This is a genomic window from Dyella ginsengisoli (assembly GCF_044904665.1).
GTDB lineage: Bacteria > Pseudomonadota > Gammaproteobacteria > Xanthomonadales > Rhodanobacteraceae > Dyella_A > Dyella_A ginsengisoli.
In genome coordinates this window covers 1,141,128-1,163,757 of sequence record NZ_JADIKM010000001.1, presented here as the reverse complement: position 1 = coordinate 1,163,757, position 22,630 = coordinate 1,141,128, and the positions used below count along the sequence as shown (strand labels likewise).

Genomic DNA, 22,630 nt, shown 5'->3' with positions numbered 1-22,630 from the left:
GATCGCCGCGTCCGTGCGGCGACGCGGGTCTTACTGCACCGTCAGGGTGATGTCATCCAGCACGAACGAGGTCTGCAGCGAGGAGTCCTCGGTACCGGTGAACTTGATCACCACGGACTGACCGATGTAGCTGGACAGGTTGGCGGTGTGCACGGCGTAGCCGCTGGCCTTGTTCAGGTTGGAGAACGTGGCCAGGGTGCCGAGCAGCGTGCCCGAGGTGTTGTATACCTGCACCTTCAGCGTGTCGTACGCCGACGATGTGGTGGTCTCGGCCGTGTCGATGTGCAGGTAGTACTGCAGCGTGGCCGAAGTCTTGCCGCTCGGGATGCTCACGGTCTGGGCGACGGTGTCGGTGTGGCTGGAGCCGTAGCCGTCGAGCCAGGCGTCCCACGAACCGGCGTGAGGGGGCTCGGAGCTGGAGTTGTTGACCACACCGCTGGTGGTGGTCCACGGCGAAGCCGAGCCGGTCTCGAAGCCGGTGTTGCCCAGCAGCTGGCTGCTGCCACCACCGCCCGAGCTGCTCACCGTCACCGACTGCGTCTTGGTGTTGCTGGCGCCGCCGTTGTCGGTCACCGTCAGCGAGACGCTGTAGGTGCCGGCTGCGGCATAGGTGTGGCTCGGGTTGGTCGCCGTCGAGGTGGTGCCGTCACCGAAGTTCCACGAGCGCGAGGCGATGGTGCCGTCGCTGTCGGTGGAGGTGTCGGTGAAGCTCACCGTCAGGCCGCTGATGCTGTCGCTGAAGTTCGCCACCGGCGGGTTGTTGGTGGTACCGCCCGACACGACCGGGTGCGAGATGTCGCACTCGTTGGTGTCGTTGGACCAGGTGCTCTGCATCGCGAAGGTGCCGGTACCCATCACCACGTTCGCGGACGCGCCCTGGCCGGAGCTGATCCAGGCGCACTCGTCACCGTTCTCCTGGCCGTTGTAGGAGCTGCCGGTATGGTTGGTCCAGCCACCGGCCGGGTTCTGATCGGTCACCGTCTCGGCATACTCATGGCCCTCAACCAGCGAGAAGCCGTCGAGGTTGCCCTGCGACGAGCTGCCGTTGACCGAGCCCTTGCCGCAGCTGGTGCCCATGTCATACACGTACGGCATGTTGGTGAACGCGACATCGCCCACCGGCGAAGTGACGCTCTGGTCACCGTTCCAGTCGTGCCATGCGCAGAACTGGCCGCTGGAGGTGTTGAAACCATCCGGGTGGGTGCCGGTCGGCGACAGGATCACGTACTGCACATAACGGTTCGATGCAGCCGTGGTGTTGCCGAAGTGCTGCGCCGCCTTGATCGCTTCCTGCGCCAGCTGTGCGCCGGTCGCCTGCGAGGGCGAGGAAACCGAGTTGTCGTACCAGACGCCAGCCAGCGTGCCGCCGGTCGGATAACCGATGTGCGGCGCGCCCGAAGGGCAGAAGGTCGCGCCGTTGGACACCAGCGAGCCGTCGCAGTACTGGGTCATCGTGCCCGACCACAGCTCGCCGCCCGTGCCGAGGCCCTTGAACAGATTCTGCAGATAGGGCACCGCGCCAACCGGATCGTTGGTCAGCGTCATGTTGCCATTGGCGTCCGTGCCGGCCGTGCCCCACTGGCTGCCATAGACGACCACATAGACCTTGGGCGTACCGCTGGTGACGCCGATGCCGTCAACGCCACCGCCGTAGCTGAGCGTTTCGGTGCCGGTCGCCGCCGTTGTCTGGGACGCCGCATGCAGCGCGCGATATTGCTGCATGCGGACATGCGCTTCGCGGGTCGGGACGACACCGTGGCGATAGGCGTGGCCATTGGCCGGCGAATACGGATTGACCACCTGCGGCGCAGCCGGCGTGCTCTTGGCAACCGCCACACCCGTGACCGCGCTGAGCAAGGTTGTCGCGGCGACCGCCGTCAACAAGCGACTCTTTATATTGAACATATGACTCCCCATGAAATTAAGGACAAACGAACCCGCTGCAGCCGGATGACTGCAGTACTTGATTGCCGCTCCGAGGCGGCTTTTCACTACTTCACGGATTTGCCCAACGATTCCGCCAATGCCCTGCCGCGCCGCGCACATCCCTGACCGAAGTCGTGCCACCTGTGCCCGCCGTTGCGGCAAGCCCCCCTCTGCCGTGACGAAATCATTCGCCGATTACGGATCGACGAATTGCCAGACATTAGGTTTTCGCACGCCGACCAACAATTGGAATTTTTCCCATGTCAGGGATCAAGATCACATAATCTGTCGCATGTAATTTCGACGCATGCTATTTCGACGCCGCAACGCCAATGGCGGAAGTCGCAGCAACGGCGGAAACCCACCGCACGTCAGTGGGCACGGGGTTTTCGCCAAGCCAAGCCTGAGCGACGACCAGACAGGCCTCCTCATGCAATGCGCCGGATCCTCCATCAGCGGAACGGCGCAATAAACTACGGCTTGATGTCGCAATTAGTTTCGATTTTCCGCGGATGAACCGATGTCAGGCAAAGACGTTAATTCGGCGATTATCCCGAGCCGCCTGCCGCGGACGCCAAATATCGACATTCCATCAGCGATCGGGCGTCATTTCCGCAAAAAGGCATCCACCTTATTGCGGCAAACCCTCCGCGACGCAGTTTCACCGGCCACCTCGCGGCGGCCTCGTTGGTCCCCTCACGATTGCTCCGCACAGCCTCGGTGCTCGCATCCACAATCGCACCGAAGCGATCGGGACTGACGCCGTCGATGACGCAGGGATCCCCGACGTGCGACAGACCACCCGCTCGCAGACACACCGCCCGGCCTGCGGATTCTTGGGCGTGGCGCCATCGACCAGCACTGCACGGAAGTATCCCTGGACCGAGGCAAAGGCGCTCGTGGGGGTAGCCCGGGTGTTACCGGAGTACAGCCAGCTCGGTGCATTTCGCAATACTTCGCCTGAGGCTCGCCATACTCGGCCCTGCGCTCACTGCGCTGCGGCGAAGACTCCAGCCAAGGATCATCCGCGGATTCTCATGATCGCGACTGGGGAAACAACGCTCCCCGTCCATCGTGAGCAAAGCACGACCGCGACAAGCTGAATCCGGCCACATGAATGTGGGTCAACCTGCGGCCCACCAGGAACCGCCGGCCTAGAGCATGCCGGTTTCGAGCTTGGCCGCGTCGGACATCATCGAGTGGTTCCACGGCGGATCGAACACCAGGTCCACGTCGGCCTCGGCCACGGTGGGAATGAGTTCGAGCTTGGTGCGCACGTCGTCGACGAGGATGTCGCCCATGCCGCAGCCGGGCGCCGTGAGCGTCATCTTGACGTACACCTTGCGCTGCTCGGTGTCGACGCTTTCCAGGCTCACGTCGTAGACCAGGCCCAGCTCCACCACGTTGATCGGGATCTCCGGATCGAACACCGTGCGCAGCTGCTGCCACACCAGCTTCTCGACGTCTTCGTCGCTGGCATCGTCGGCCAGCTCGATCGCCGGCGGCGGCTCCTTGCCCAGCGCGTCGGCCTCGCTGCCGGCGATGCGGAACAGATTGCCTTCCACGTACACGGTGAAGCTGCCGCCGAGTGCCTGGGTGATGTAGCCGATCTGTCCGGCCGGCAGCACCACCGTCTCGCCTTGCGGCACCATCACCGCGGTGCAGTCCCGCTCGAGGGTGAAAGGTTCGCTGCTCAGACTGAAACCGCTCATGCCTATCCTGCCGATGCCGTCAATGCGCGCCAGCGGCGCGACCGGATGCTCATTATGCGGCCGCCCCGGCCCGCTGCCCAATCCAGATCGGGCTTCCCCGCGCGGTAATCAAGGCGACGGGGGCGCGCCGGCGGGCACGCGCTATGATTCGCGCTTTGCCCGGGACCCGTCGCACGATGCTGCTTTTGCTCCGGCGCGCTGCGCCATGACGCGGTTACGTCGCGCCCTCGCCAACGTCTTTGCCGCGGTCAGCGCGGCCATGCTGGGTCTCGCCGCCGGTGCGCTGTGGATATTGCCGACCACCTACCTGCGGGCGCGCCTGCCGTGGCTCGCGCTGCCGCTCGGCGCACTGCTCGGCTGGGCCGTGGCGCGCTGGGTGCTGCCACGGCCGGGCGCGGCGATCCTGGCGGCATTCGCCACGTTGCTTGCGGCCGCTTACGTCACTGCGCTGATCGCTGCGGTGCAGTTGGCCGGCAACATGGACATGGGCCTGACCGACGCGATGCGCATCGCCGGTGCCGGCATGCTGTGGTCGCTGGTGCGACTGTCGCTCGGCAGCGCCCAGTGGCTGTGGTTCCTGGGCGGCGCCGCCATCGCGGCGTGGACGGCACGCCGCTGCGTCGCACGGCGCTCAAGGATGCCCTGATCAGCTGTCCAGCGTCTTGAGCGCCGTCACCAGCTCGCCGGCGGCGGCCTGGCCGTCGCCGTAGAGCATGCGGGCGTTGTCGGCATAGAACAGCGCGTTCTCGATGCCGGCAAAGCCGGTGCCCTTGCCGCGCTTGACCACGATGACGTTCTTCGCCAGCGACACGTCGAGGATCGGCATGCCGTAGATCGGCGAGGCCGGATCGGTCTTGGCCAGCGGATTGACCACGTCGTTGGCGCCGATCACCAGCGCCACATCGGTGTTGGGGAACTCGGGATTGATGTCGTCCATGTCGGCGATCAGGTCGTACGGCACGCCGGCCTCGGCCAGCAGCACGTTCATGTGCCCCGGCATGCGGCCGGCCACCGGATGGATCGCGAACTTCACCTTCACACCGCGCTCGATCAGCAGCTTGGCGAACTCCCACACCTTGTGCTGCGCCTGCGCCACGGCCATGCCGTAGCCGGGCACGATCACCACGCGCTCGGCATAGGCCATCATCACCGCCACGTCGCTGGCCTCGATCGGCTTCTGGCTGCCCGAGATGGCCTGCGCCTCGCCGCCGGCCGCGGCACCGAAGCTGCCGAACAGCACGTTGCCGATCGAGCGGTTCATCGCCTTGGCCATCAGCTGGGTCAGCAGCGTGCCGGCCGCACCGACCACCGTGCCGGCGATGATCATCGCCTCGTTGTCCAGCACGAAGCCCTCGAACGCCACCGCCAGCCCGGTGAACGCGTTGTAGAGCGAGATCACCACCGGCATGTCGGCGCCGCCGATCGGCAGCGTCATCATCAGGCCAAAGGCCAGCGCCAGCACGAAGAACGCCACGATCACCGGCATCGTCAGATGCCCGGCCACCAGCATCGCACCGCAGATCACCGCGCCGGCCAGCACCAGCAGGTTGACCACCCGCTGGGCGGGAAAGACGAAGCGCTTGTCGAGCCAGCCCTGCAGCTTGGCAAAGGCGATCAACGAGCCGGAGAAACTCACCGCGCCGATCAGCGCGCCCAGCACGCCCAGCACCAGCTGTGCCGTGCCCGGAGCCTCGGCCGGCGCCGCGTTGAAGGTGGCGCCGTCCAGCAAGACCACCGCGCTGCCGGCGAAGCCGACCAGCTCGGCGGCACCGATCGCCGCCGCCGCGCCGCCGCCCATGCCGTTGTACAGCGCCACCATCTGCGGCATGTCGGTCATCGCCACACGCTTTCCGGTCCACCACGCGGCGGACACGCCCAGCAGCACCGCCACGCCAATCAAGGCCCGGTTGTGGATGTCCGGCAGCGCAAAGGTGACCAGCACCGCCAGCAGCATGCCGTAGCCGGCCCACACGATGCCGCCGCGCGCGGTGCGCGGCGAGCTCATGCGCTTGAGGCCGAGGATGAACAGCGCGGCGGCCACGAAGTAGCACGCCTTGATCAGGGTCGGCAGCCAGCTCATCAGTGGCTCCCCCCGGACTTGGCGCTGCCCGGCTTGCTGGACTTGAACATCTCCAGCATCCGCTCGGTCACCACGTAGCCGCCGGCGGCGTTGCCGGCACCGAGCAGCACGCCGATGAAACCGATCACGGTCTCGAAGGTGGTCTGCGCGTGGCCTAGCGCAATCATCGCGCCCACCAGCACAATGCCGTGGATGAAGTTCGAGCCGGACATCAGCGGCGTGTGCAGGATCACCGGCACGCGGGCGATGATTTCGTAGCCGGTGAACGCGGCCAGCATGAAGATGTACAGCGCCAGGAAACCGTCGATCATGACCCCTCCCTGCCGGAACGGCGTGGTTTCCGCATCATACGGTCGCTCGTCAACGCGTGCGAGCCTGCCGCGTTGAGTGCAGGAATCGAACCGATGGAGCCGCTCCATGCGCCACCGGATGCCGTGGATATCGACCCGATGAACAGTCTTGCCGTGCCGATGACCGACAACGTACTCGCCGAGGAGGCGGGCGGGCAGAGCGTGCCGGCCACGCTGGACGCCTTCCTGGCGCAGGTGGAGCGGCGCGCCTTCCGCATGGCCGAGCTGCAGCTGGGCCACCGCGAGGACGCCTTCGACGCGGTGCAGGACGCCATGCTGCGGCTGGTCAGACACTATCGCGACAAGCCCGCCGTGGAATGGAGCCCGCTGTTCTGGGGCATCCTGCGCCGGCGCATCGTCGACCTGCAGCGCCGGCGCAAGGTGCGCTCCATCGTGGTGGGCTGGCTCGGCGGCGGCCACGATGGCGACGGCGACGAACTGCCCGCGTGGGAGCCGGCCGATTCCGGCCCGGGCCCGCTCGATCGGCTGCACGATGCACAGTCCTGGCGGGACATGGCCGCCGCGGTGCGAAAGCTGCCGCAACGCCAGCGCGAAGCCTTCATGCTGCGCGTGCTCGAAGGCCTCGACGTGGCCGATACCGCCCGCGCCATGGGCTGCTCCGAGGGCAGCGTGAAAACCCATCTGTCGCGCGCCATGCACCATCTGCGCGACCAACTGGAGGAATGGCGATGACCTCGCCCGACGAACGCATCGAACGGCGCGCCCGCGCGCTCTATCGCCAGGCCAGCCAGCAACTCGACCCGGCCATCGCAGGTCGCCTGCGCGCGGCACGGCGCGAGGCGCTGCAACCGGCGCGGTCCCCGCATGGCGTCGCCCGCCTGCTGCTGCCGGCCGGCGCCTTCGCGGTGATTGCACTGGCCGCGCTGATGGTCTGGCAGCCGCATCGCGGTGCACCGGCGCCGACCGTTCCGGCCGCTGCCGTCGCCACTGCCCCCGGCGCCACCCAGGACGACGGCGAGCTGCCGCCCGATGCCGACAGCGCCGATCCCAACCTGTACCAGAACCTCGACTTCTACGGCTGGCTGGCCGCGAACGACAGCGCCGCCCCGGCCCGGCGCTGAACCATGCTCCCGTCACCACGCCACCTCGCCTTCGTGCTGCTGACCGTGACCGGCCTGCTTGCCGGTCACCCCAGTGCGCTGCACGCGCAGGACGCCTCGCCCACCGCGGATGCGCAGACCGCACCGCGCCCCTGGCGCTCGCTCAGCCCGGCGCAGCGCGAACTGCTCGCACCGATGCAGGCCGACTGGGATGCCCTGCCGCCGCGAAAGCAAGCGCACATGCTCGACAAGACCCGGCACTGGCTTACGCTGCCGCCCGCGCAGCAGGACAAGATCCGCGAGCGCATCGCGCGCTGGCATGCGATGACACCGGAGCAACGCCACCTCGCCCGCGAGAACATGCGCAAGTTCCACGAGCTGCCGCCGGAGCAGCGCGAACAGCTGCACCACGCCTACCAGCAGTTCCAGCAGCTGCCGCCGGCGCAGCGCGAGAAGCTCTTGCGCAAGTGGCGCTCGCAGACCATCGAGCAGCGCCAGCAGTGGCTGCGCGAGACGAGCCCGCAGCGCCATCCGCCGCGCGACGGCCGGCCCTGAGCAAGGCCCAACGCAAACGCCCCGCAGATCGCGGGGCGTTTGCGTTTCAGGCACGACAGACCCTCTGGACACTCATCCGGTGAATCGCGCGGTGCCGTCGCGGGTGACGCAGCTCTTGGCGACCAGTTCGTCGGCATCGTCCGGCGCCACCGCGTCGTCCTTCACCAGCAGCTCGACGAAATTGAACACGTTGCGCGCGTACATCTCCGACGCGTGCAGCGGCGCACCGGCCGGCAAGTTGAGCGGGCCGAGGATGGTCACACCACCGTGCTCCACGCGCTCGCCCGGACGGGTCAGCTCGCAGTTGCCGCCGCTCTCGGCGGCCATGTCCACGATCAGCGCACCGGGCTTCATGCCGGCCACCATCGCTGCGCTGAGGATCTTCGGCGCGGGACGACCCGGTACCGCGGCGGTCGAGACGATCACGTCGACGTTCTTCAGGTGATCGGCGAGCGCCTGCTGCTGCGCGGCGCGCTCCTCGGCGGACAGCTCGCGCGCATAACCGCCGCTGCCGGCGGCGCTGACGCCGAGGTCGAGAAACTTGGCGCCCAGCGACTCCACCTGCTCGCGCGTTTCCGGGCGCACGTCGTAGCCCTCGGTCTGCGCGCCCAGCCGGCGCGCCGTGGCGATCGCCTGCAGGCCGGCCACGCCGGCACCGATCACCAGCACGCGCGACGGGCGAATGGTGCCCGCGGCGGTGGTCAGCATGGGAAAGAACTTCGGCGCCGACTCGGCCGCGATCAGCATGGCGCGATACCCCGCCACCGCCGCCTGCGAACTGAGCACGTCCATCGCCTGCGCGCGGGTGGTGCGCGGCAGCAGCTCCAGCGCGTAGGCGGCAAGCTTGCGCGCGGACATCGCGGCGATGCGTTCGTGCGCGCCGTAAGGGCGCAGCTGGCCCACCAGCACCGACTGTTCGCGCAAGCCGGCGATGGCGCCGTCGGCCGGCGGAAGCACGCAGGTCAGCACGTCGGCCTGGGCGCAGACCTCGGCGGCGCTGGCGAACTCGACGTCGGCATACGAGGCGTCCGGGAACCCGGCGCTGGCGCCGGCGTCGCGTTCGAGCAGCACGCGCCAGCCGCGGCCGCGCATCTTCTTCGCCATCTCCGGCGTGATCGCCACGCGCCGTTCGCCGGCAGCGGTCTCGCGCAATGCGCCCACGGTGATTGCCATCGTGCATGCCCCGTTGGATAAGGTCTCGGCATCGTAGTGCGGCCACCGACGCTTGGCGACTCTCGCCGGACCGACGCCGGATGAACCGGCCGCCCGCGCGCAGTAGACTGGCCCGCCAACGGTCGCCCGGAAGCGTCCCGCGGGGTCACGCGGAGACCCCTTGATGGCTGCCACGATCCTGTCCGTCGACGAACTGTTGAGCCTCGCCCGCGCCGCACGCCAGCGCGCCTATGCCCCGTATTCCCGCTTCCAGGTCGGCGCGGTGGTACTGACCCGCGACGGCCGCCGGTTCGACGGCTGCAACGTCGAGAACGCCGCCTACGGCCTGTGCAATTGCGCCGAGCGCACGGCGCTGTTCGCCGCCGTGGCGGCCGGCTGCCGGCCCGGCGACTTCGCCGCGCTGGCGGTGGTGGCCGACACTCCCGGACCGGTCAGCCCCTGCGGCGCGTGTCGCCAGGTGATGGCCGAGCTGTGCGACCAGGCGATGCCGGTGCTGCTGGGCAACCTCGCCAGCCAAGTGCAGGAAACCACCGTCGCCGCGCTGCTGCCCGGCTCGTTCAAGCTCCCCCTTCCGTGCTGAGTAACCCGATGTCTTCTTCGCCCGCCGACGCCCTCGCCCTGCTCCACCGCCGCCACTCGCCACCCTCGCGCCAGTTGGGCGAACCGGCGCCCGATGCGGCCACCCTCACTGCCCTGCTGGAGGCGGCGATCCGCGTGCCCGACCACGGCAAGCTGGTGCCGTTCCGGCTGATCACCCTGCGTGGCGAGCACAAGCTGCGCTTCGGCGAGCGCCTGGCCGCGCGCGCGATCGCCCGCAACCCCGAACTGTCCGAGGCCAAGCGCGACAAGGAGCGGGCGCGCTACACCTTTGCCCCGCTGGTGATCGTGGTGGTCAGCCGCATCGATCCCGCCAGCGCGGTGCCGCCGCTGGAGCAGCAGCTCAGCGCCGGCTGCGTGGCCTACAACCTGCTGCTCGGCGCCGAGGCGCTGGGCTTCGGCGCGCAGTGGCTCACCGGATGGGCCGCGTACGACACCGAGGTGGCCTCGCTGCTGGGCCTGGCCCAGCACGAGCAGGTGATCGGCTTCGTGCACCTGGGCAGCGCGCAGATGGAGGTGCCCGATCGCGAGCGTCCTGCGCTCGCCGATCTGCTTTCCGACTGGAGCGACCCGCGTTGAACGCCGCCGTCGGCCATCCGTCGGCCCACCTCATCGACGGCAGCCTGTATGTGTTCCGCGCCTGGCACTCGATGCCGGACGAGTTCCACGACGCCGATGGCCATCCGGTCAATGCCGTGCATGGCTTCACCCGCTTCCTGTGCGAGCTGCTGGAGAAGGTGCGCCCCACCCGCGTGGCCGTGGCCTTCGACGCCTCGCTCACCAGCTCGTTCCGCAATGCCATCTACCCGCCGTACAAGGCCAACCGCGAACTGCCGCCGCCGGACCTGGAGCGCCAGTTCGTGCTGTGCCGGGCGATCACCGAGGCGCTGGGCGTGAACGTGATGATCGACCACAGCTACGAGGCCGACGACCTGATCGGCTCCACGCTGTGGAGCCTGCGCGGCCACGGCGTGCCCAGCGTGATCGTCTCGGCGGACAAGGACTTCGGCCAGCTGCTGGGCGAGCACGACGAGCAGTGGGACTTCGCGCGCAACCTGCGCTGGGGTCCGGCGGGCGTGCACGAAAAACTCGGCGTGCATCCGCACCAGGTCGCCGACTACCTCGCCCTGTGCGGCGACGCGGTGGACAACATCCCCGGCGTGCCCGGCATCGGCGCCAAGACGGCCGCCGCGCTGCTGGCCCATTTCGGCAGCCTGGAAACCCTGCTCGAGCGCGTGGACGAAGTGCCGTTCCTGCGCCTGCGCGGCGCCGCCGCCTGCGCCGCCCGCCTGCGCGAGCATCGCGAGCAGGCGCTGCTGTACCGGCGCATCACGCGCATCGCACTGGACGCGCCCATCGCCGACGGACTGGATGCACTGCGGCGCCAGCCGGCCCGCACCGACGCACTGGACACGCTGTGCGAACAGCTGCGCTTCGGCCCGCTGACCCGCGCTCGTCTGCGCGCGTTGGCCGAAGCCTGAGGCTTTCCAGGAACGCAGCACCGGCGGGCAGGCGGGTGGGCGGTATCCGGCGGCCTCACGGGCAACAGGAACGTGTGGGAGGGGCTTCAGCCCCGACGCTTTACCTTGGCACGCGTCGGGGCTGAAGCCCCTCCCACAACAGCACGGTGGTGGTTGAGCGCAACGCCGACGCCGGGCACCATGCCCGGATGAATCTCGACACCCTGCCGACGCCGCCCGACGCCCACGCTCCCGTGGAAACCCTCTACCAGGGCCGCTGGCTCAGCCTGCGCCAGCGCGGCCGCTGGGAATACGCCGAGCGCAACAACCCCGGCGGCGCGGTGATCATCCTAGCGGTGACGCCGGAGGACCGCATCGTGTTTGTCGAGCAGTACCGGGTGCCTATCCTCCAGCGCACCATCGAGATGCCGGCTGGGCTGGTGGGCGACCTGGCCGAACAGGCCGACGAGGGCACGCTGATCGCGGCCGAGCGCGAGCTGGAAGAGGAAACCGGCTACCGCTGCGGCCGCATCGAATTCATCCACGCCGGACCGTCCTCGTCCGGCATGAGCACCGAGATGATCGCCTTTGCCCGCGCGTGGGATCTGGTGAAGGTGAGCGCCGGCGGCGGCGACGAGAGCGAGGACATCATCGTGCACGAGGTGCCGCGCAGCGAAGCCGGCGCCTGGCTGTTCGCCCGCGCTGCCGAGGGCTACTCCATCGACCCCAAGCTGTTCGCCGGGCTGTGGTTCCTGGAGCACGTCGCGGGCGGCCACGTGCGCTGATAACGAAAAATGTGATGCGCCTCACACGCGAACCGTGAGGCCGCCCTAAAGAAATGCCGGGGCGGGTCGATTCCTAGGGCAACGCTTCCAATCCACCCGAGGGAACCCCGCCCATGAAGACCTTGCTCGCCTCCGCCATGCTGATGCTGGCCCCGCTGGCCGCCCATGCCGCCTGCGCGCCGACCGATTTCGCCATCCAGGATTTCAAGGTCGCCCAGGGCGCCCGCATGACCATGAAGGGTCAGGTGATGAACAAGTGCGCCGAGCCCGCCGCCGCGCAGATCAGCATCGCCGTGAAAGACGCCAGCGGCCGCGTGATCCAGGAGAAGAAGGGCTGGCCGGCAGGCACCACCAACATCGCCCCGGGCCAGGCAGTTGACTTCGACCTCGGCCGTCTGTTCCGCTACTCGCCGGACATGGCCACCTACACCGTGAGCATCGCCTCGGTGCGCACCTGGTAAGCCGTTCCGCGAATCACCACTGCCAAGTAGCAAACGGGGGCCGCAAGGCCCCCGTTTTCTTTGCGGCGCGTGCAGCGCTCAGCGAAACGCCACGCGTCCGCGCGATGGATCCAGACACACCACGTGCTTTGAAAAGAAGCCGGTGCCGAGCACCGCATCCACATCCGGCGCCGGGAACTGCCGCAGCACGAACTCCTGCGGTCCGGCCGGCTGGCCGACCACATCAAACTGGCGGAAGGTGACGCGACGCAGCAGGTCGGCATCCTTGATCCGTCCGGCCACCGCGGAGGGGCGCAGCACGTCCGCCGCGCTGCCGCTGTCCCACTGCACCCGGAACACGCCGTGGCCGGTCTGCACGTCGGACACCATCACGCCACGCTCCACGCGCAAGGGGCCACCTTCACTCCCGCACTCGCGTGCGAGGACGCTTGGCGCCGACGACGGATACAACCGCAGCTCGCCGCCCGGCTCGTCGAACACCATCTGGTAGCGGCCGAGCAGGCCGAAGCCGATCAGGCCATCCTGCGGCAGCGCGGCCTTGCCGCCGCCGACCAGCTCGTTGCCATCGAATTGCGTGGCGACGAGCGTGCCCGCCACCAGCTGTTCCGCATGAAAGATCCGCGAGGTGAACACGTGGCCATCGGCATCGCCGGAGGACTCCGTGTCGCCGGTGAATCGAACCGGCAGCCGCCCCAGCACGGACGTCTTCAGCCCCACCACCTGGTAGCTGCCCGCGTCCAGCACCAGCGTGAGCGGCTTGCCGGCAACTGTGGCCCGCGTCGTCGTCGGCAGGCCATGCTGCAGAGCGAGCGGAATACGCACGGGACGCGGAGCGTCATCGCCGGCGCGCGCGCTGGAAAAAACAAAGGCCAGCACAAGGCCGGCCAGCAGCATGGATCGAGACATCGTGTTCCTCCCTGACACGCGTCGCCGAACGGCAGGCCCTCCCTGCCCGGCCGCGATGTCCCGGCACGATGCCAGAGCGGGCTCGGCGCCACCAGCGCCGCAGCCCTGTCAGTGCAGCACGAACAACTTGTCGAAGCCGGCCACCTTGAGCGTGCTGCGCAGGGCGCTGCCGGCGTTGACGATGCGGATGTCCGCGTGGTCGGCGCCGGCGTGTTCGCGCAACAGCAGCAGCATGCCCAAGGCGGAGCTGTCCATGCTGGCGACCTCACTGAGGTCGACGATGTAGCTGCGCGCGCGGGCGTCGGCGCCCAGGCAGGCGTCGTGGAAATCGCGGTGCACGGAGAAGTCGAAGCGCTCGCCCAGCTGCAGGGTGAGGCAGTCGTGTTCGCGGTCGTGGTGGACGGTCAGGCTCATGGGTCAGTCCTCAAAAGAGTTCGATCTCGCCGGCGTCCATCGAGCTCTGCAGCGCGGGGCCGCGCGAGCGCAGGCGCGCCTTCTCGCGCTGGATCGCCAGCCGGCTGCGCACCTGCTCGGCGCGCTCGGCGAGCACCGCCGAGTCCATCGGATCGCAGGCCAGCCGCTCGATGTCGCGGGTGCATTCGGCGGTCACTTCCTGCAGCTCCACCAGGCGCGTGCGGGTCTGGTTGATCAGCTGGCTGAGGATGTCCTCGAACTGCAGCGAGCGCACGGTGGTGGCCACGTCGCTGCCGAGCCCGCGGTTGATCTCCACCACCTGGTCGGCGACCGAGGTGGTGCGGGCGTCGCTCTCGGTGACGTGGGCCATCATCGCGTCGATGCCGCCCTTGGCCGACAGCGCCACGTTGAGATCCTGCGAGGCCATCGTGCCGACCAGGCCGCGCAGCTGCTCCATCGCGCCGCGCGCGCGCTCGACGTGGCTGCCGATCTGCTCGTTGAACTGGTTGGAATGGCTGGCCAGGTTGCGGATCTCGCCGGCCACCACCGCGAAGCCCCGACCGGCCTCGCCGGCGCGCGCCGCCTCGATCGAGGCGTTCAGCGCGAGCAGGTTGGTTTCCTCGGCGATGGTGTTGACGTTCTTCAGCAGGCCGAACACCGCGTCCATCTCCTTCGCCATGCCGTCGATGCGGTAGACGATGCGCAGGCTCTCGCGCGACATCTGCACGATCATCCCGACGAAGTGCTCCAGCAGGTCCGAGGTGCGATTGGCAAAGTCCTGCACCGACACCTCGCCGTTCTGCACGTCGATGATCGTCTTGAGCAGCGACTGCTGCTGACCGGTCTTGCGCGAGAGGCCGTCGAAGCCGCCGCCCAGTTCCAGCACCGCGTCGCGCAGCAGGTCCATCGCCTGGTGCAGCTCGCGGGTGGCGTGACCGAGCTCGTCGACCAGCGCGCCGCGCACGTCTTCCAGCGCTTCGCGCACCGGCCCGGTGTTGATCGCCACCGCCGCCTCGACCGGCGCGGCGGGCGGCACGCGGCGGCTCTCGACGATCCACACGGCGGTGAGCGCGATCACCAGCAGCGGCGCCAGCCATACCGGATGCCAGACCAGGCACAGCAGCAACGCTGCCGTGCTGGCCAGCAGGCCGGCGACGAGACGGGAGTGGAAGAAGGACACGATGGCAGCCATGGTTGTTCGCTCGATCACGCGCCGACGGCGCTTTTGAATGGTTGGCGCGCCAGCGTGAGCAGGCGTGCGGCAATGTCGTCCAGCGGCAGCGCCTCGCGCGCCGCGCCGAGTTTCCAGGCGGCGCCGGGCATGCCCCACACCACCGAGGTCGCTTCGTCCTGCACCAGCGTGCGCGCGCCGGCCTGGCTCAGCTCCAGCAGCCCGCGTGCGCCGTCGTCGCCCATGCCGGTGAGCAGCACCGCCACGGTGGAGGCACCGGCACTGGCGGCCATGGAGCGGAACAGCACGTCCACGCTGGGCTTGTGCCGGTTCACCGGCGGACCGTCGTGCAGGCGGCACACGTGCTTGGCGCCGTCCCACATCACCAGCAGGTGCTGACTGCCCGGAGCGATGTAGGCGTGCCCGGGCTGGATCGGCTGGCCGTCGTGCGCCTCGCACACGCGCATCGCCGAGCAGTGGTCCATGCGCGCGGCGAAGGGGCCGCTGAAGGCGGCGGGAATATGCTGGGTGATCAGGATCGGTGGCGCGTCCGGCGGCATCTGCTCCAGCACCACGCGGATCGCCTCGGTGCCGCCGGTGGAGGCGCCGATGGCGATCATCGGGCTGCCTGCACGGGTGCCCGCGCCGCTGGCGCGAGGCAGCACCGCGTCGGCCGAGAGCCGCGGCGGCACGTCGAGCTTGCGCACCTCGGTGCGCACGCGCGGCTTGGCGCCCGCGGCGGCGATCACCTTGGCGCAGATCTCCTGCGCACCCTCGGCGAAGGTGTTGGCGAGGTCGCTGTTGGGCTTGGTGAAGAAATCCACCGCGCCCAGCTCCAGCGCGCGCAGCGTCACCTCGGCGCCCTGCTCGGTCAGCGAGGACACCATCACCACCGGCATCGGCCGCAGCCGCATGAGGTTTTCCAGGAAGGTGATGCCGTCCATGCGCGGCATTTCCACGTCGAGCGTGAGCACGTCGGGGTTGAGCTGCTTGATCTTCTCCCGCGCGATCAGCGGATCGGGCGCGGTGCCGACCACCTCGATGCGCGGATCGACCGAGAGCATGGTCGACATGAGCTTCCGCACCAGCGCGGAATCATCGACCACCAGGACTCGCACTCTTTCCATTGCCTGTTCTCTCTGCCTGCTCTTCCAACGTGTCGCCACCGTGTCGCGGTGGCGTGCTTCGATGCTTTCGCGCGGTGAGCGCCCGTCACTGCAGCGCCACCCTTGCCGGACGTCATTCCCGCGAAAGCGGGAATCCACTTTGACTTTGTGGCGCCTCGAAGATGGATTCCCGCTTTCGCGGGAATGACGCCCTGAGGCGTGTCCCGGTGTCCCTGACGGAACGCGGGGCGCGCTTTGCCCATGCGGTCCGGCAAACCCACCTCAGAACAACTCCACCTCTCCCTTTATCGGATCGTTTGCCAACTGCTTGAGGTATTGCTTCTCGCGCGCCACCAGGGCGAACTCGTCGCGGCCGCGCATCTGTCGCACGCGGACCTTGCCGGTCACCGGGAAGAACTGCACCTGGCGCGGGTACACGTCGCCCAGGTCGGATGCGGTCACCGCCAGGCCTTCGGTGCGCAGGTAGCGCTGCACGAACTCGATGTTGCGGCTGCCCACGTCGGTCATCTGCGACAGCACGCGGCCGCCGCCGAACACCTTCACGTCCCAGTCCTCGCGCCGGCTGCCGGCCTTGAGCAGGGCGTTGATCAGGTGCTCCATCGCGTCGTTGCCGTAGCGCGCTGCACGGCCCACCGTGGCCGACCAGCTGTCGCGCTCGGCGCCGCGCTCGCCGCTGGGCTCGGGCAGCATGAAATGGTTCATGCCACCGAGCTTGAGCCGGCGATCGTGGATGCAGGCGGAGACGCACGAGCCGAGCACGGTGGACACCAGCTCGTCCTGCCGGCTCACGTAGTACTCGCCCGGCAGCACCTTCACCGTCATCAGCGAATGCGCTGGATCCCAGAAGCGGCGCATGTGCTCGAACCCGGGCAACACGGCGCCTGCACCACTGCCCGGCGCCGAGGGCAGCGCGGGCGCGACAGCGCTCATGGCCGCTTCCGGTAGACGGTGCGTCCGATCAGTTCGAAATCGTTGCTCAGTCCGTGCATCGACTCGGAGTGGCCGAGGAACAGGTAGCCGCCCGCCGGCAGCATCTGCGCGTAGCGGGCGAACAGCTTTTCCTTGGTCGGCTTGTCGAAATAGATCACCACGTTGCGGCAGAAGATCGCGTCGAACGGGCCCTGCATGGGCCAGTCGTGCAACAGGTTCAGCGGCAGGATGGTGACCAGCTCGCGCAGGCGCGGATGCACCGAGGCCAGCCCGTCGTACTCGCCCTGCCCGCGCAGGAACCAGCGCTTGCGGCGCTCGTCGCTTACGCCGCCCAGGCGGTCCAGCGCGTAGACGCCCTTGCGGGCGGCCTCCAGCGCCTGCGGCGAGAGATCGGTGGCGAGGATCTTCGCGTCGACGCTGCCGCCACTGCGCTCGAGCGCCTCGGCCAGCACCATCGCCAGCGCGTAGGGCTCTTCGCCGGTGGAGCATCCGGCCGACCAGATGCGCAGGCGATCGCCCTGCCGGCGCTTGTGCTCCAGCCACTCCGGCAGCAGCTTTTCCACCAGCAGGTCGTAATGGTGCATCTCGCGGAAGAACGCGGTGACGTTGGTGCTGATCGCGCTGGCCAGCTCGCCCAGTTCGGTATCCGGTTCGCGCTTGAGCACCTCGCAGTACTCGCTGAAGTCGCGCAGCCGCAGCGCGCGCAGGCGGCGTTGCAGGCGACCCTGCACCAACTGGCGCTTCTGCTCGCTCAGCGCGATGCCGCACTGCTCGTAGACGAAGCGCCGCAGGAAGGCGAAATCCTCATCGCCCAGCGACGGGCCGTTCATGGCCGACGCCGGCGCGCCTGCCGCGGCAGCGACGCGTTCGTCGTGCTGAGCCAGGCGCGCGGACATCGATCAGAACTCCTTCCAGGCGCCGGCGTCGGCCGTTTCGGCTGCACGCTGGGCCGGCTTCGCCGCGGATGCCATCGGCGCGCTGCGCACCGCGGCGAACACCGCCTCGGCCTCGGCCGCCACCGTCTTCGCCCGCGTGGTCACCGACGGCGCCACGTTGGACATCGTCTCGTCGAGCTGGAAGAAGCCCACCTGCTGGGTCAGCTCGGCGGCCTGCTCCTGCATGGCGCGGGCGGCCGCGGCGGCCTCTTCCACTAGGGCGGCGTTCTGCTGGGTCATCTCGTCCATCTGCAGCACGGCGTGGTTCACCTGGTCGATGCCGGCGGACTGCTCGGCGCTGGCCGCGGCGATCTCGGCCACGATGTCGGTGACCTTCTTCACGCTGTCGACGATCTCGGCCAGCGACTTGCCGGTCTGGTCGACCAGCGCCGTGCCGTTCTGCACTTTCTCGGCGCTGTCCTTGATCAGGCCCTTGATCTCCTTGGCCGCACCGGCGCTGCGCTGGGCCAGGTTGCGCACCTCGGTGGCGACCACGGCGAAGCCGCGGCCCTGCTCGCCGGCGCGCGCCGCTTCCACGGCAGCATTGAGCGCCAGCAGGTTGGTCTGGAAGGCGATCTCGTCGATCAGGCTGACGATGTCGGAAATCTTGCGGCTGGACTCGTTGATCGCCTTCATCGCGACCACCGCCTGGGTCACCACCTCGCCGCCGCGCTCGGCCTGTTCGCGGGCACCGCGGGCAAGCTGGTTGGCGTGGCTGGCGTTCTCGGCGTTCTGCTTCACGGTGGAGGTCATCTCCTCCATCGACGAGGCGGTTTCTTCCAGCGAGGAGGCCTGCTCCTGCGTGCGCTGGCTGAGGTCGTCGTTGCCGCGGGCGATCTGCTGTGCGGCCGTGCTCACTTCACCGGAACCGTTGCGCACTTCGCTGACGATCGCCGACAGGCGCAGGTCCATGGTGCGGAACGCATCGAGCAGCTCGCCCAGCTCGTCCTTGCGGTTTACCTGGACGTCGTGGCCCAGCTTGCCCTGGGCGATCTCGCGGGCGATGCGGCCGGCGTAGGCCAGAGTGCGGATGATCGAGCGGCTGAGGGTCAGCGCCATGAAGATGGCCAGCACCATGCCCAGCGCCAGCGCGCTGACGCTGATCAGGCGTACCAGCTTGTAGCGGGCGACCTGACCTTCGTAGATGCCCATCGCTTCGGCGCGCTGCACTTCCATCAGCTTGGCCAACTTGTCCTGGCGCGTGAGCAGCAGCGGGCGCACTTCCATTTCCAGCACGTCGCCGGCGCTGGCATCGGCCTGGTTGAGGGCGTCTTCCATGTCCTTTCGTGCGGAGGCGTAATCGCCCTCATCGGCCTGGTACTTCTTGTACTCAGCCTCCACCGCGGCGCTCTTGGGCAGCTTGTCGAAATCGGCCTTGAGCTTGGTCAGTTCGGTCTGCAGCGCGGTGTACTCGGCCATCTTCTGCTTGAGCTGGTCGGGCTTGGCGACCATGCCGCTGGCCTCGCTCATCAGGATGAAGGCGAGCAGCGACTTGTTGTTGATGCGCGAAACCATGGCGGCCGGCACCATCTCGTCCTGGTAGACGCGGCGCAGCCCCTCGTTCTGCTGCTGCATCGAGCCGAAACCGATCGCCGCGCCGATCAACAGCATCAGCACCAGCAGGCCGAGCACGATCCGCAGGCGCCAGCGGATAGTCAGGGAGGGGATCTTGAAGGCGAGCTTGGGCAATTTCATGTCAGTTCCTGTCAGGCAACGGCTTTCACTTCGGCGGCCGCGGGAAGGGCGGCTTCGAGCATCTGCGCGTCCTGCGGCTGCAACAGCTTGTCCACGTCAAGCAGCAGCACCATCCGTTCGTCGACGGCGGTGAGGCCCTTGAGGTATTCGGTATCCACGGTGGTGCCCATGTCCGGCACCGGGCGCAGGTTCGCGGCAGTCACGTCGAGCACGTCGGACACGGCATCCACCACCACGCCGAAGTTGCGTCCGGCGACGGTGACGATCACGGTCACGGTGTTGGCGGTGTACTCCTCGCGCGGCAGGCCGAAGCGCAGGCGCATGTCGATCACCGGCACGATCGCGCCGCGCAGGTTGAGCACGCCCAGCACGTAGGACGGCGCCTGCGGTATGCGTGTCACCGGCGTCCAGCCGCGGATCTCGCGCACGGCGAGGATGTCCACGCCGTATTCCTCTTGCGCGAGGTTGAGGGTGAGGTACTGCGACGCCGCGGCGTCGTGGGGGGAAGCATCGGACATGGACGGGCCTCATCTACCGGAACGCCGCGCGGCGCTCGCTGTCAGCCAGCAGATCGACCGGAAACAGGGAAACTTGAGCGCGAAAGCCTGCGGAAGAAGCAACCCGCCGCGTGCCTCACGAGGCGCCACGCTCGCGGGCATGAGCTCGCTTGCGGGCGATGCTGTTGGCTCTGGATACTGAATCAGAGCAAAGGACATCGCCCGCGAGCGGGCTCCTGCAGCAAGCGAGCGAGGTGTGAGTGCGGGGAGAGGCGTCGGGCTCCCACCGGGCGCATTGGATGGCGGGGATCGCTGCGGGGGATGGGCTCGATCAGGCCGCCCGCGCCGTCTCCGCTGCGGCCATCGCCGCCTGCACGGCGGCGCGGTCGGCGGGGACGATCAGCTGGTCGGGGTCGAGCATCAGCACCATGCGTTCGCCGGCCGCGGCGGCTCCCTTGAGCCAGGCCAGGTCGGCACGCGCGTCCGGTTCCTCGGACGAAGCCGCGGGTTCGTCGGCGATGCCCAGGTCGACCACTTCGGCCACGGCATCGGCGAGAACGGCGAGGCGCTGGCCCGATCGCTCCAGCACGACCGTCACTGCGGGGCCGACGCCGGCCTGCGCGGACAGTCCGATGCGCCGGCGCAGGTCCACCAGCGGCATGGGTCCGAGTGCGTGCGCGAGGCGGCCGGCCACGTAATCCGGCACCCCGCGCAGGGGTTGCACGGTGCCGCTGCCGCGGATGTCTTTCACGGCGCCGAGGGTGATGGCGTAGAGGTCGTCACCGAGCAGCACGGTGAGGTAGTGCGTGCGCAGGGATGCGGAGGTGTCGGTCATGGCGATGTCGCGTCCTTCGAGGCGGCCCCGATGCGCTGGTGCCGTCGTCATGGGCAAACGGAGCGCCCGCGCGCCCCGTGGACATCCCCGCCGGCGCCATGCCGGCGGGGACACGGATGAATCAGAACTCCTGCCAAGCGCCGGCCGCGACCGGCTGCATCGCCGGGGCGCGGGCCGCTGCCGGTGCGCGCACCACCCGCGCCGCCGGAGCAGTCGCCACTGGCGATGCGGCCGCTGCGCCGTGGGCGTGTTCGCTGTGCACACGGAAGTAGCGCATCTGCTCGGCCAGCGCGTCGGCCTGTTCCTGCATGGCGCGGGCGGCGGCGGAAGCTTCCTCCACCAGCGCGGCGTTCTGCTGGGTGACCTCGTCCATCTGCGTGACGGCGTGGTTCACCTGGTCGATGCCGGTGGACTGCTCGTGCGCGGCGGCGGCGATCTCGGCCACGATGTCGGTGACGCGCTTGACGCTGCCGATGATCTCGCCCAGCGCGGCGGACGATTCGTCCACCAGCGCGCTGCCGGCCTGCACCTTGTCCACGGTGGTGTTGATCAGCGCCTTGATGTCCTTGGCCGCCGCGGCACTGCGCTGGGCCAGGTTGCGCACCTCGGTGGCGACCACGGCGAAGCCGCGCCCCTGCTCGCCGGCACGCGCCGCTTCTACCGCGGCATTCAGCGCCAGCAGGTTGGTCTGGAAGGCGACTTCGTCGATCAGCTGCACGATGTCGGTGATCTGTCGGCTGGCCGCCTCGATCTCGCGCATGGCGCCGCTGGCACGCGAGGCCACTTCGCCACCGCGCTCGGCCTGCTGACGCGCGCTGGCGGCGAGCTGGTTGGCGTGACTGGCGTTCTCGGCGCTCTGCTTCACGGTGGAGGTCATCTCTTCCATCGAGGCGGCGGTTTCCTCCAGCGAGGAGGCCTGCTCCTGCGTGCGCTGGCTGAGGTCGTCGTTGCCGCTGGCGATCTGCCGCGCGGCGGTGGACACCACCTGCGAGCCGCGCTGCACCTCGTGCACGATGCCGGTGAGCTTGCCGCGCATGCGCTGCAGCGCGCCGAGCAGGCTGGCCGGGGCGAACTCCGGCTCGTCGGCCGGACGCTGCAGATCGCCGTCGGCGATGCGCGCGGCCATGGCCATGGCGAATGACGGCTCGCCGCCGATGCCGTGGCGGATGCTGCGCATCGACTGCCACACCACCAGGATCACCAGCAGGCCGATCACGCCGGCGCGGATCAGCTGTGCCAGCAGGTTATGGCGATACGCCGCATTGATGTTGGTGTAGTAGGCGCCCGTGCCGAAATGCAGGTCCCACGGCTTGTACCAGACCGTGTAGCTGATCTTCGGCGCCTGCTCCTTGCTGTCGGGCAGCGGCCACATGTATTCGGTGACGCCCGCGCCACCCGCCTTGTCGGTGGCCAGCATGGCCTGGAACAGCTTCTTGCCGGTGGGATCGGCCTTCTCGCCGACGTTGGTGTTCACCAGCGCCGGCGAGATGGGATGCATGCGCATGACCAGGCCGGAATCGAACGCGAAAAGGTAGCCCGTGCCCTGATCCCAGCGCATGGACTGGATTGCCGCCAACGCACGCTTGCGCGCCTCGGCGTCATCGAACTCGCCGGCCTTGGCACGTTGTTCGAAGCCGTCGGCGATCGCCACGGCACTGGCCACGTGGTTGGCCAGGTCGGTGGTCAGCGTGCTCATCTGCTGCTTGCGCGTTTCCACCGCGCTGACCACGGTGAGCGCGGCCAGGCCGGCGATGACGAGCACGATCACCAGCCACACGCGGGCTTGCAGGCTGAGGCGGTCGAGCATTTGAGCGGGGGTACGCATGGCGATTTACCAGAGTGAATGAAAGAGGGGCGTGCGGTGCATGCCCGTGGAGGTCCCTGCACTTGCTGGTCCGGCGTTCCGGCCGGCTGTCGTGCCGGTCCCGGCGCGACAGATTCCCCTTTCATCCGGCGACGC

General features: G+C 68.6%; 24 protein-coding genes. 9 read left to right on the top strand and 15 right to left on the bottom strand.

Going from position 1 to position 22,630, the window contains the following annotated elements; translation table 11 throughout:
• Positions 1-30: 30 nt before the first annotated feature.
• On the bottom strand, positions 31-1,722 hold the full coding sequence (locus ISP17_RS05290; RefSeq protein WP_449757866.1) for a PKD domain-containing protein: 1,692 nt from the start codon (positions 1,720-1,722) through the stop codon (positions 31-33).
• Between the two features lie 1,358 nt (positions 1,723-3,080).
• On the bottom strand, positions 3,081-3,638 hold the full coding sequence (sufT, locus tag ISP17_RS05285) for a putative Fe-S cluster assembly protein SufT (protein ID WP_404630734.1): 558 nt from the start codon (positions 3,636-3,638) through the stop codon (positions 3,081-3,083).
• A 205-nt stretch (positions 3,639-3,843) separates the two neighbouring features.
• Here sufT and ISP17_RS05280 point away from each other — a divergent pair, with 205 nt between their 5' ends.
• Positions 3,844-4,284, top strand: a complete 441-nt coding sequence (locus tag ISP17_RS05280; RefSeq protein ID WP_404630732.1) for a hypothetical protein — start codon at positions 3,844-3,846, stop codon at positions 4,282-4,284.
• Here ISP17_RS05280 and ISP17_RS05275 read toward each other — a convergent pair whose 3' ends face one another.
• Together ISP17_RS05275 and ISP17_RS05270 are read right to left on the bottom strand one after the other, a co-directional pair.
• Positions 4,285-5,718, bottom strand: a complete 1,434-nt coding sequence (locus tag ISP17_RS05275) for an NAD(P)(+) transhydrogenase (Re/Si-specific) subunit beta (RefSeq protein ID WP_404630730.1) — start codon at positions 5,716-5,718, stop codon at positions 4,285-4,287.
• Positions 5,718-6,029: an NAD(P) transhydrogenase subunit alpha gene (locus tag ISP17_RS05270; protein ID WP_404630728.1), complete on the bottom strand. Its 312-nt coding sequence runs from the start codon at positions 6,027-6,029 to the stop codon at positions 5,718-5,720. Before ISP17_RS05270 ends, ISP17_RS05275 begins: the two co-directional genes overlap by 1 nt.
• A 159-nt stretch (positions 6,030-6,188) precedes the next feature.
• On the opposite strand from ISP17_RS05270, the gene ISP17_RS05265 reads away from it, so the two are divergent.
• The 3 genes from ISP17_RS05265 to ISP17_RS05255 are packed head-to-tail and all read left to right on the top strand — an operon-like array spanning position 6,189 to position 7,684.
• On the top strand, positions 6,189-6,761 hold the full coding sequence (locus tag ISP17_RS05265; RefSeq protein ID WP_404631447.1) for an RNA polymerase sigma factor: 573 nt from the start codon (positions 6,189-6,191) through the stop codon (positions 6,759-6,761).
• Positions 6,758-7,150, top strand: coding sequence for a hypothetical protein (locus ISP17_RS05260; protein ID WP_404630726.1), 393 nt, complete (start codon positions 6,758-6,760; stop codon positions 7,148-7,150). Before ISP17_RS05265 ends, ISP17_RS05260 begins: the two co-directional genes overlap by 4 nt.
• A gap of 3 nt (positions 7,151-7,153) precedes the next feature.
• On the top strand, positions 7,154-7,684 hold the full coding sequence (locus ISP17_RS05255) for a DUF3106 domain-containing protein (protein WP_404630724.1): 531 nt from the start codon (positions 7,154-7,156) through the stop codon (positions 7,682-7,684).
• Positions 7,685-7,756: 72 nt separating this feature from the next.
• Here the strand turns inward: ISP17_RS05255 and ISP17_RS05250 are convergent, their stop codons facing one another.
• On the bottom strand, positions 7,757-8,857 hold the full coding sequence (locus tag ISP17_RS05250; RefSeq protein ID WP_404630722.1) for an NAD(P) transhydrogenase subunit alpha: 1,101 nt from the start codon (positions 8,855-8,857) through the stop codon (positions 7,757-7,759).
• 163 nt (positions 8,858-9,020) lie between these two features.
• On the opposite strand from ISP17_RS05250, the gene cdd reads away from it, so the two are divergent.
• From cdd to ISP17_RS05225, 5 genes are all read left to right on the top strand, one after another.
• Positions 9,021-9,437, top strand: coding sequence for a cytidine deaminase (gene cdd / locus ISP17_RS05245; RefSeq protein ID WP_449757864.1), 417 nt, complete (start codon positions 9,021-9,023; stop codon positions 9,435-9,437).
• A gap of 8 nt (positions 9,438-9,445) precedes the next feature.
• The gene (locus ISP17_RS05240; RefSeq protein WP_404630720.1) at positions 9,446-10,033 is read left to right on the top strand and encodes a nitroreductase family protein; all 588 of its coding nucleotides are present in this window, start codon (positions 9,446-9,448) and stop codon (positions 10,031-10,033) included.
• Entirely contained in the window at positions 10,030-10,935 is a 906-nt protein-coding gene (locus tag ISP17_RS05235; RefSeq protein WP_404630718.1) for a 5'-3' exonuclease, read from the top strand. The genes ISP17_RS05240 and ISP17_RS05235 overlap by 4 nt, the downstream gene beginning before the upstream one ends.
• A 188-nt stretch (positions 10,936-11,123) precedes the next feature.
• Positions 11,124-11,699 (top strand): NUDIX hydrolase, encoded by a 576-nt coding sequence (locus ISP17_RS05230; RefSeq protein WP_404630716.1) that lies wholly within the window; start codon positions 11,124-11,126, stop codon positions 11,697-11,699.
• Between the two features lie 113 nt (positions 11,700-11,812).
• Complete coding sequence (locus tag ISP17_RS05225) at positions 11,813-12,160, top strand: hypothetical protein (RefSeq protein ID WP_404630714.1); 348 nt, start codon at positions 11,813-11,815, stop codon at positions 12,158-12,160.
• Positions 12,161-12,238: 78 nt separating this feature from the next.
• Here ISP17_RS05225 and ISP17_RS05220 read toward each other — a convergent pair whose 3' ends face one another.
• The 10 genes from ISP17_RS05220 to ISP17_RS05175 form a co-directional block, all read right to left on the bottom strand.
• Positions 12,239-13,066, bottom strand: a complete 828-nt coding sequence (locus ISP17_RS05220) for a hypothetical protein (RefSeq protein ID WP_404630712.1) — start codon at positions 13,064-13,066, stop codon at positions 12,239-12,241.
• 108 nt (positions 13,067-13,174) lie between these two features.
• Entirely contained in the window at positions 13,175-13,480 is a 306-nt protein-coding gene (locus ISP17_RS05215; protein WP_404630710.1) for an STAS domain-containing protein, read from the bottom strand.
• Between the two features lie 10 nt (positions 13,481-13,490).
• Positions 13,491-14,672, bottom strand: a complete 1,182-nt coding sequence (locus tag ISP17_RS05210) for a methyl-accepting chemotaxis protein (protein WP_404630708.1) — start codon at positions 14,670-14,672, stop codon at positions 13,491-13,493.
• Positions 14,673-14,686: 14 nt separating this feature from the next.
• Positions 14,687-15,778, bottom strand: coding sequence for a protein-glutamate methylesterase/protein-glutamine glutaminase (locus ISP17_RS05205; protein ID WP_404630706.1), 1,092 nt, complete (start codon positions 15,776-15,778; stop codon positions 14,687-14,689).
• Positions 15,779-16,039: 261 nt separating this feature from the next.
• Entirely contained in the window at positions 16,040-16,708 is a 669-nt protein-coding gene (cheD, locus tag ISP17_RS05200; RefSeq protein WP_404630704.1) for a chemoreceptor glutamine deamidase CheD, read from the bottom strand.
• Positions 16,705-17,604, bottom strand: a complete 900-nt coding sequence (locus ISP17_RS05195) for a CheR family methyltransferase (RefSeq protein WP_404630702.1) — start codon at positions 17,602-17,604, stop codon at positions 16,705-16,707. Before ISP17_RS05195 ends, cheD begins: the two co-directional genes overlap by 4 nt.
• Before the next feature lie 3 nt (positions 17,605-17,607).
• Positions 17,608-19,338 carry a methyl-accepting chemotaxis protein gene (locus tag ISP17_RS05190; protein ID WP_404630700.1) on the bottom strand — a complete coding sequence of 577 codons (1,731 nt, stop codon included), beginning with the start codon at positions 19,336-19,338 and terminating at the stop codon, positions 17,608-17,610.
• Positions 19,339-19,349: 11 nt separating this feature from the next.
• Positions 19,350-19,856: a chemotaxis protein CheW gene (locus ISP17_RS05185; RefSeq protein ID WP_404630698.1), complete on the bottom strand. Its 507-nt coding sequence runs from the start codon at positions 19,854-19,856 to the stop codon at positions 19,350-19,352.
• A gap of 310 nt (positions 19,857-20,166) precedes the next feature.
• Positions 20,167-20,670 carry a chemotaxis protein CheW gene (locus tag ISP17_RS05180; protein ID WP_404630696.1) on the bottom strand — a complete coding sequence of 168 codons (504 nt, stop codon included), beginning with the start codon at positions 20,668-20,670 and terminating at the stop codon, positions 20,167-20,169.
• A 121-nt stretch (positions 20,671-20,791) separates the two neighbouring features.
• A complete protein-coding gene (locus ISP17_RS05175; protein ID WP_404630694.1) occupies positions 20,792-22,495 on the bottom strand; it encodes a methyl-accepting chemotaxis protein in 1,704 nt (567 codons plus the stop codon).
• Positions 22,496-22,630: the final 135 nt, after the last annotated feature.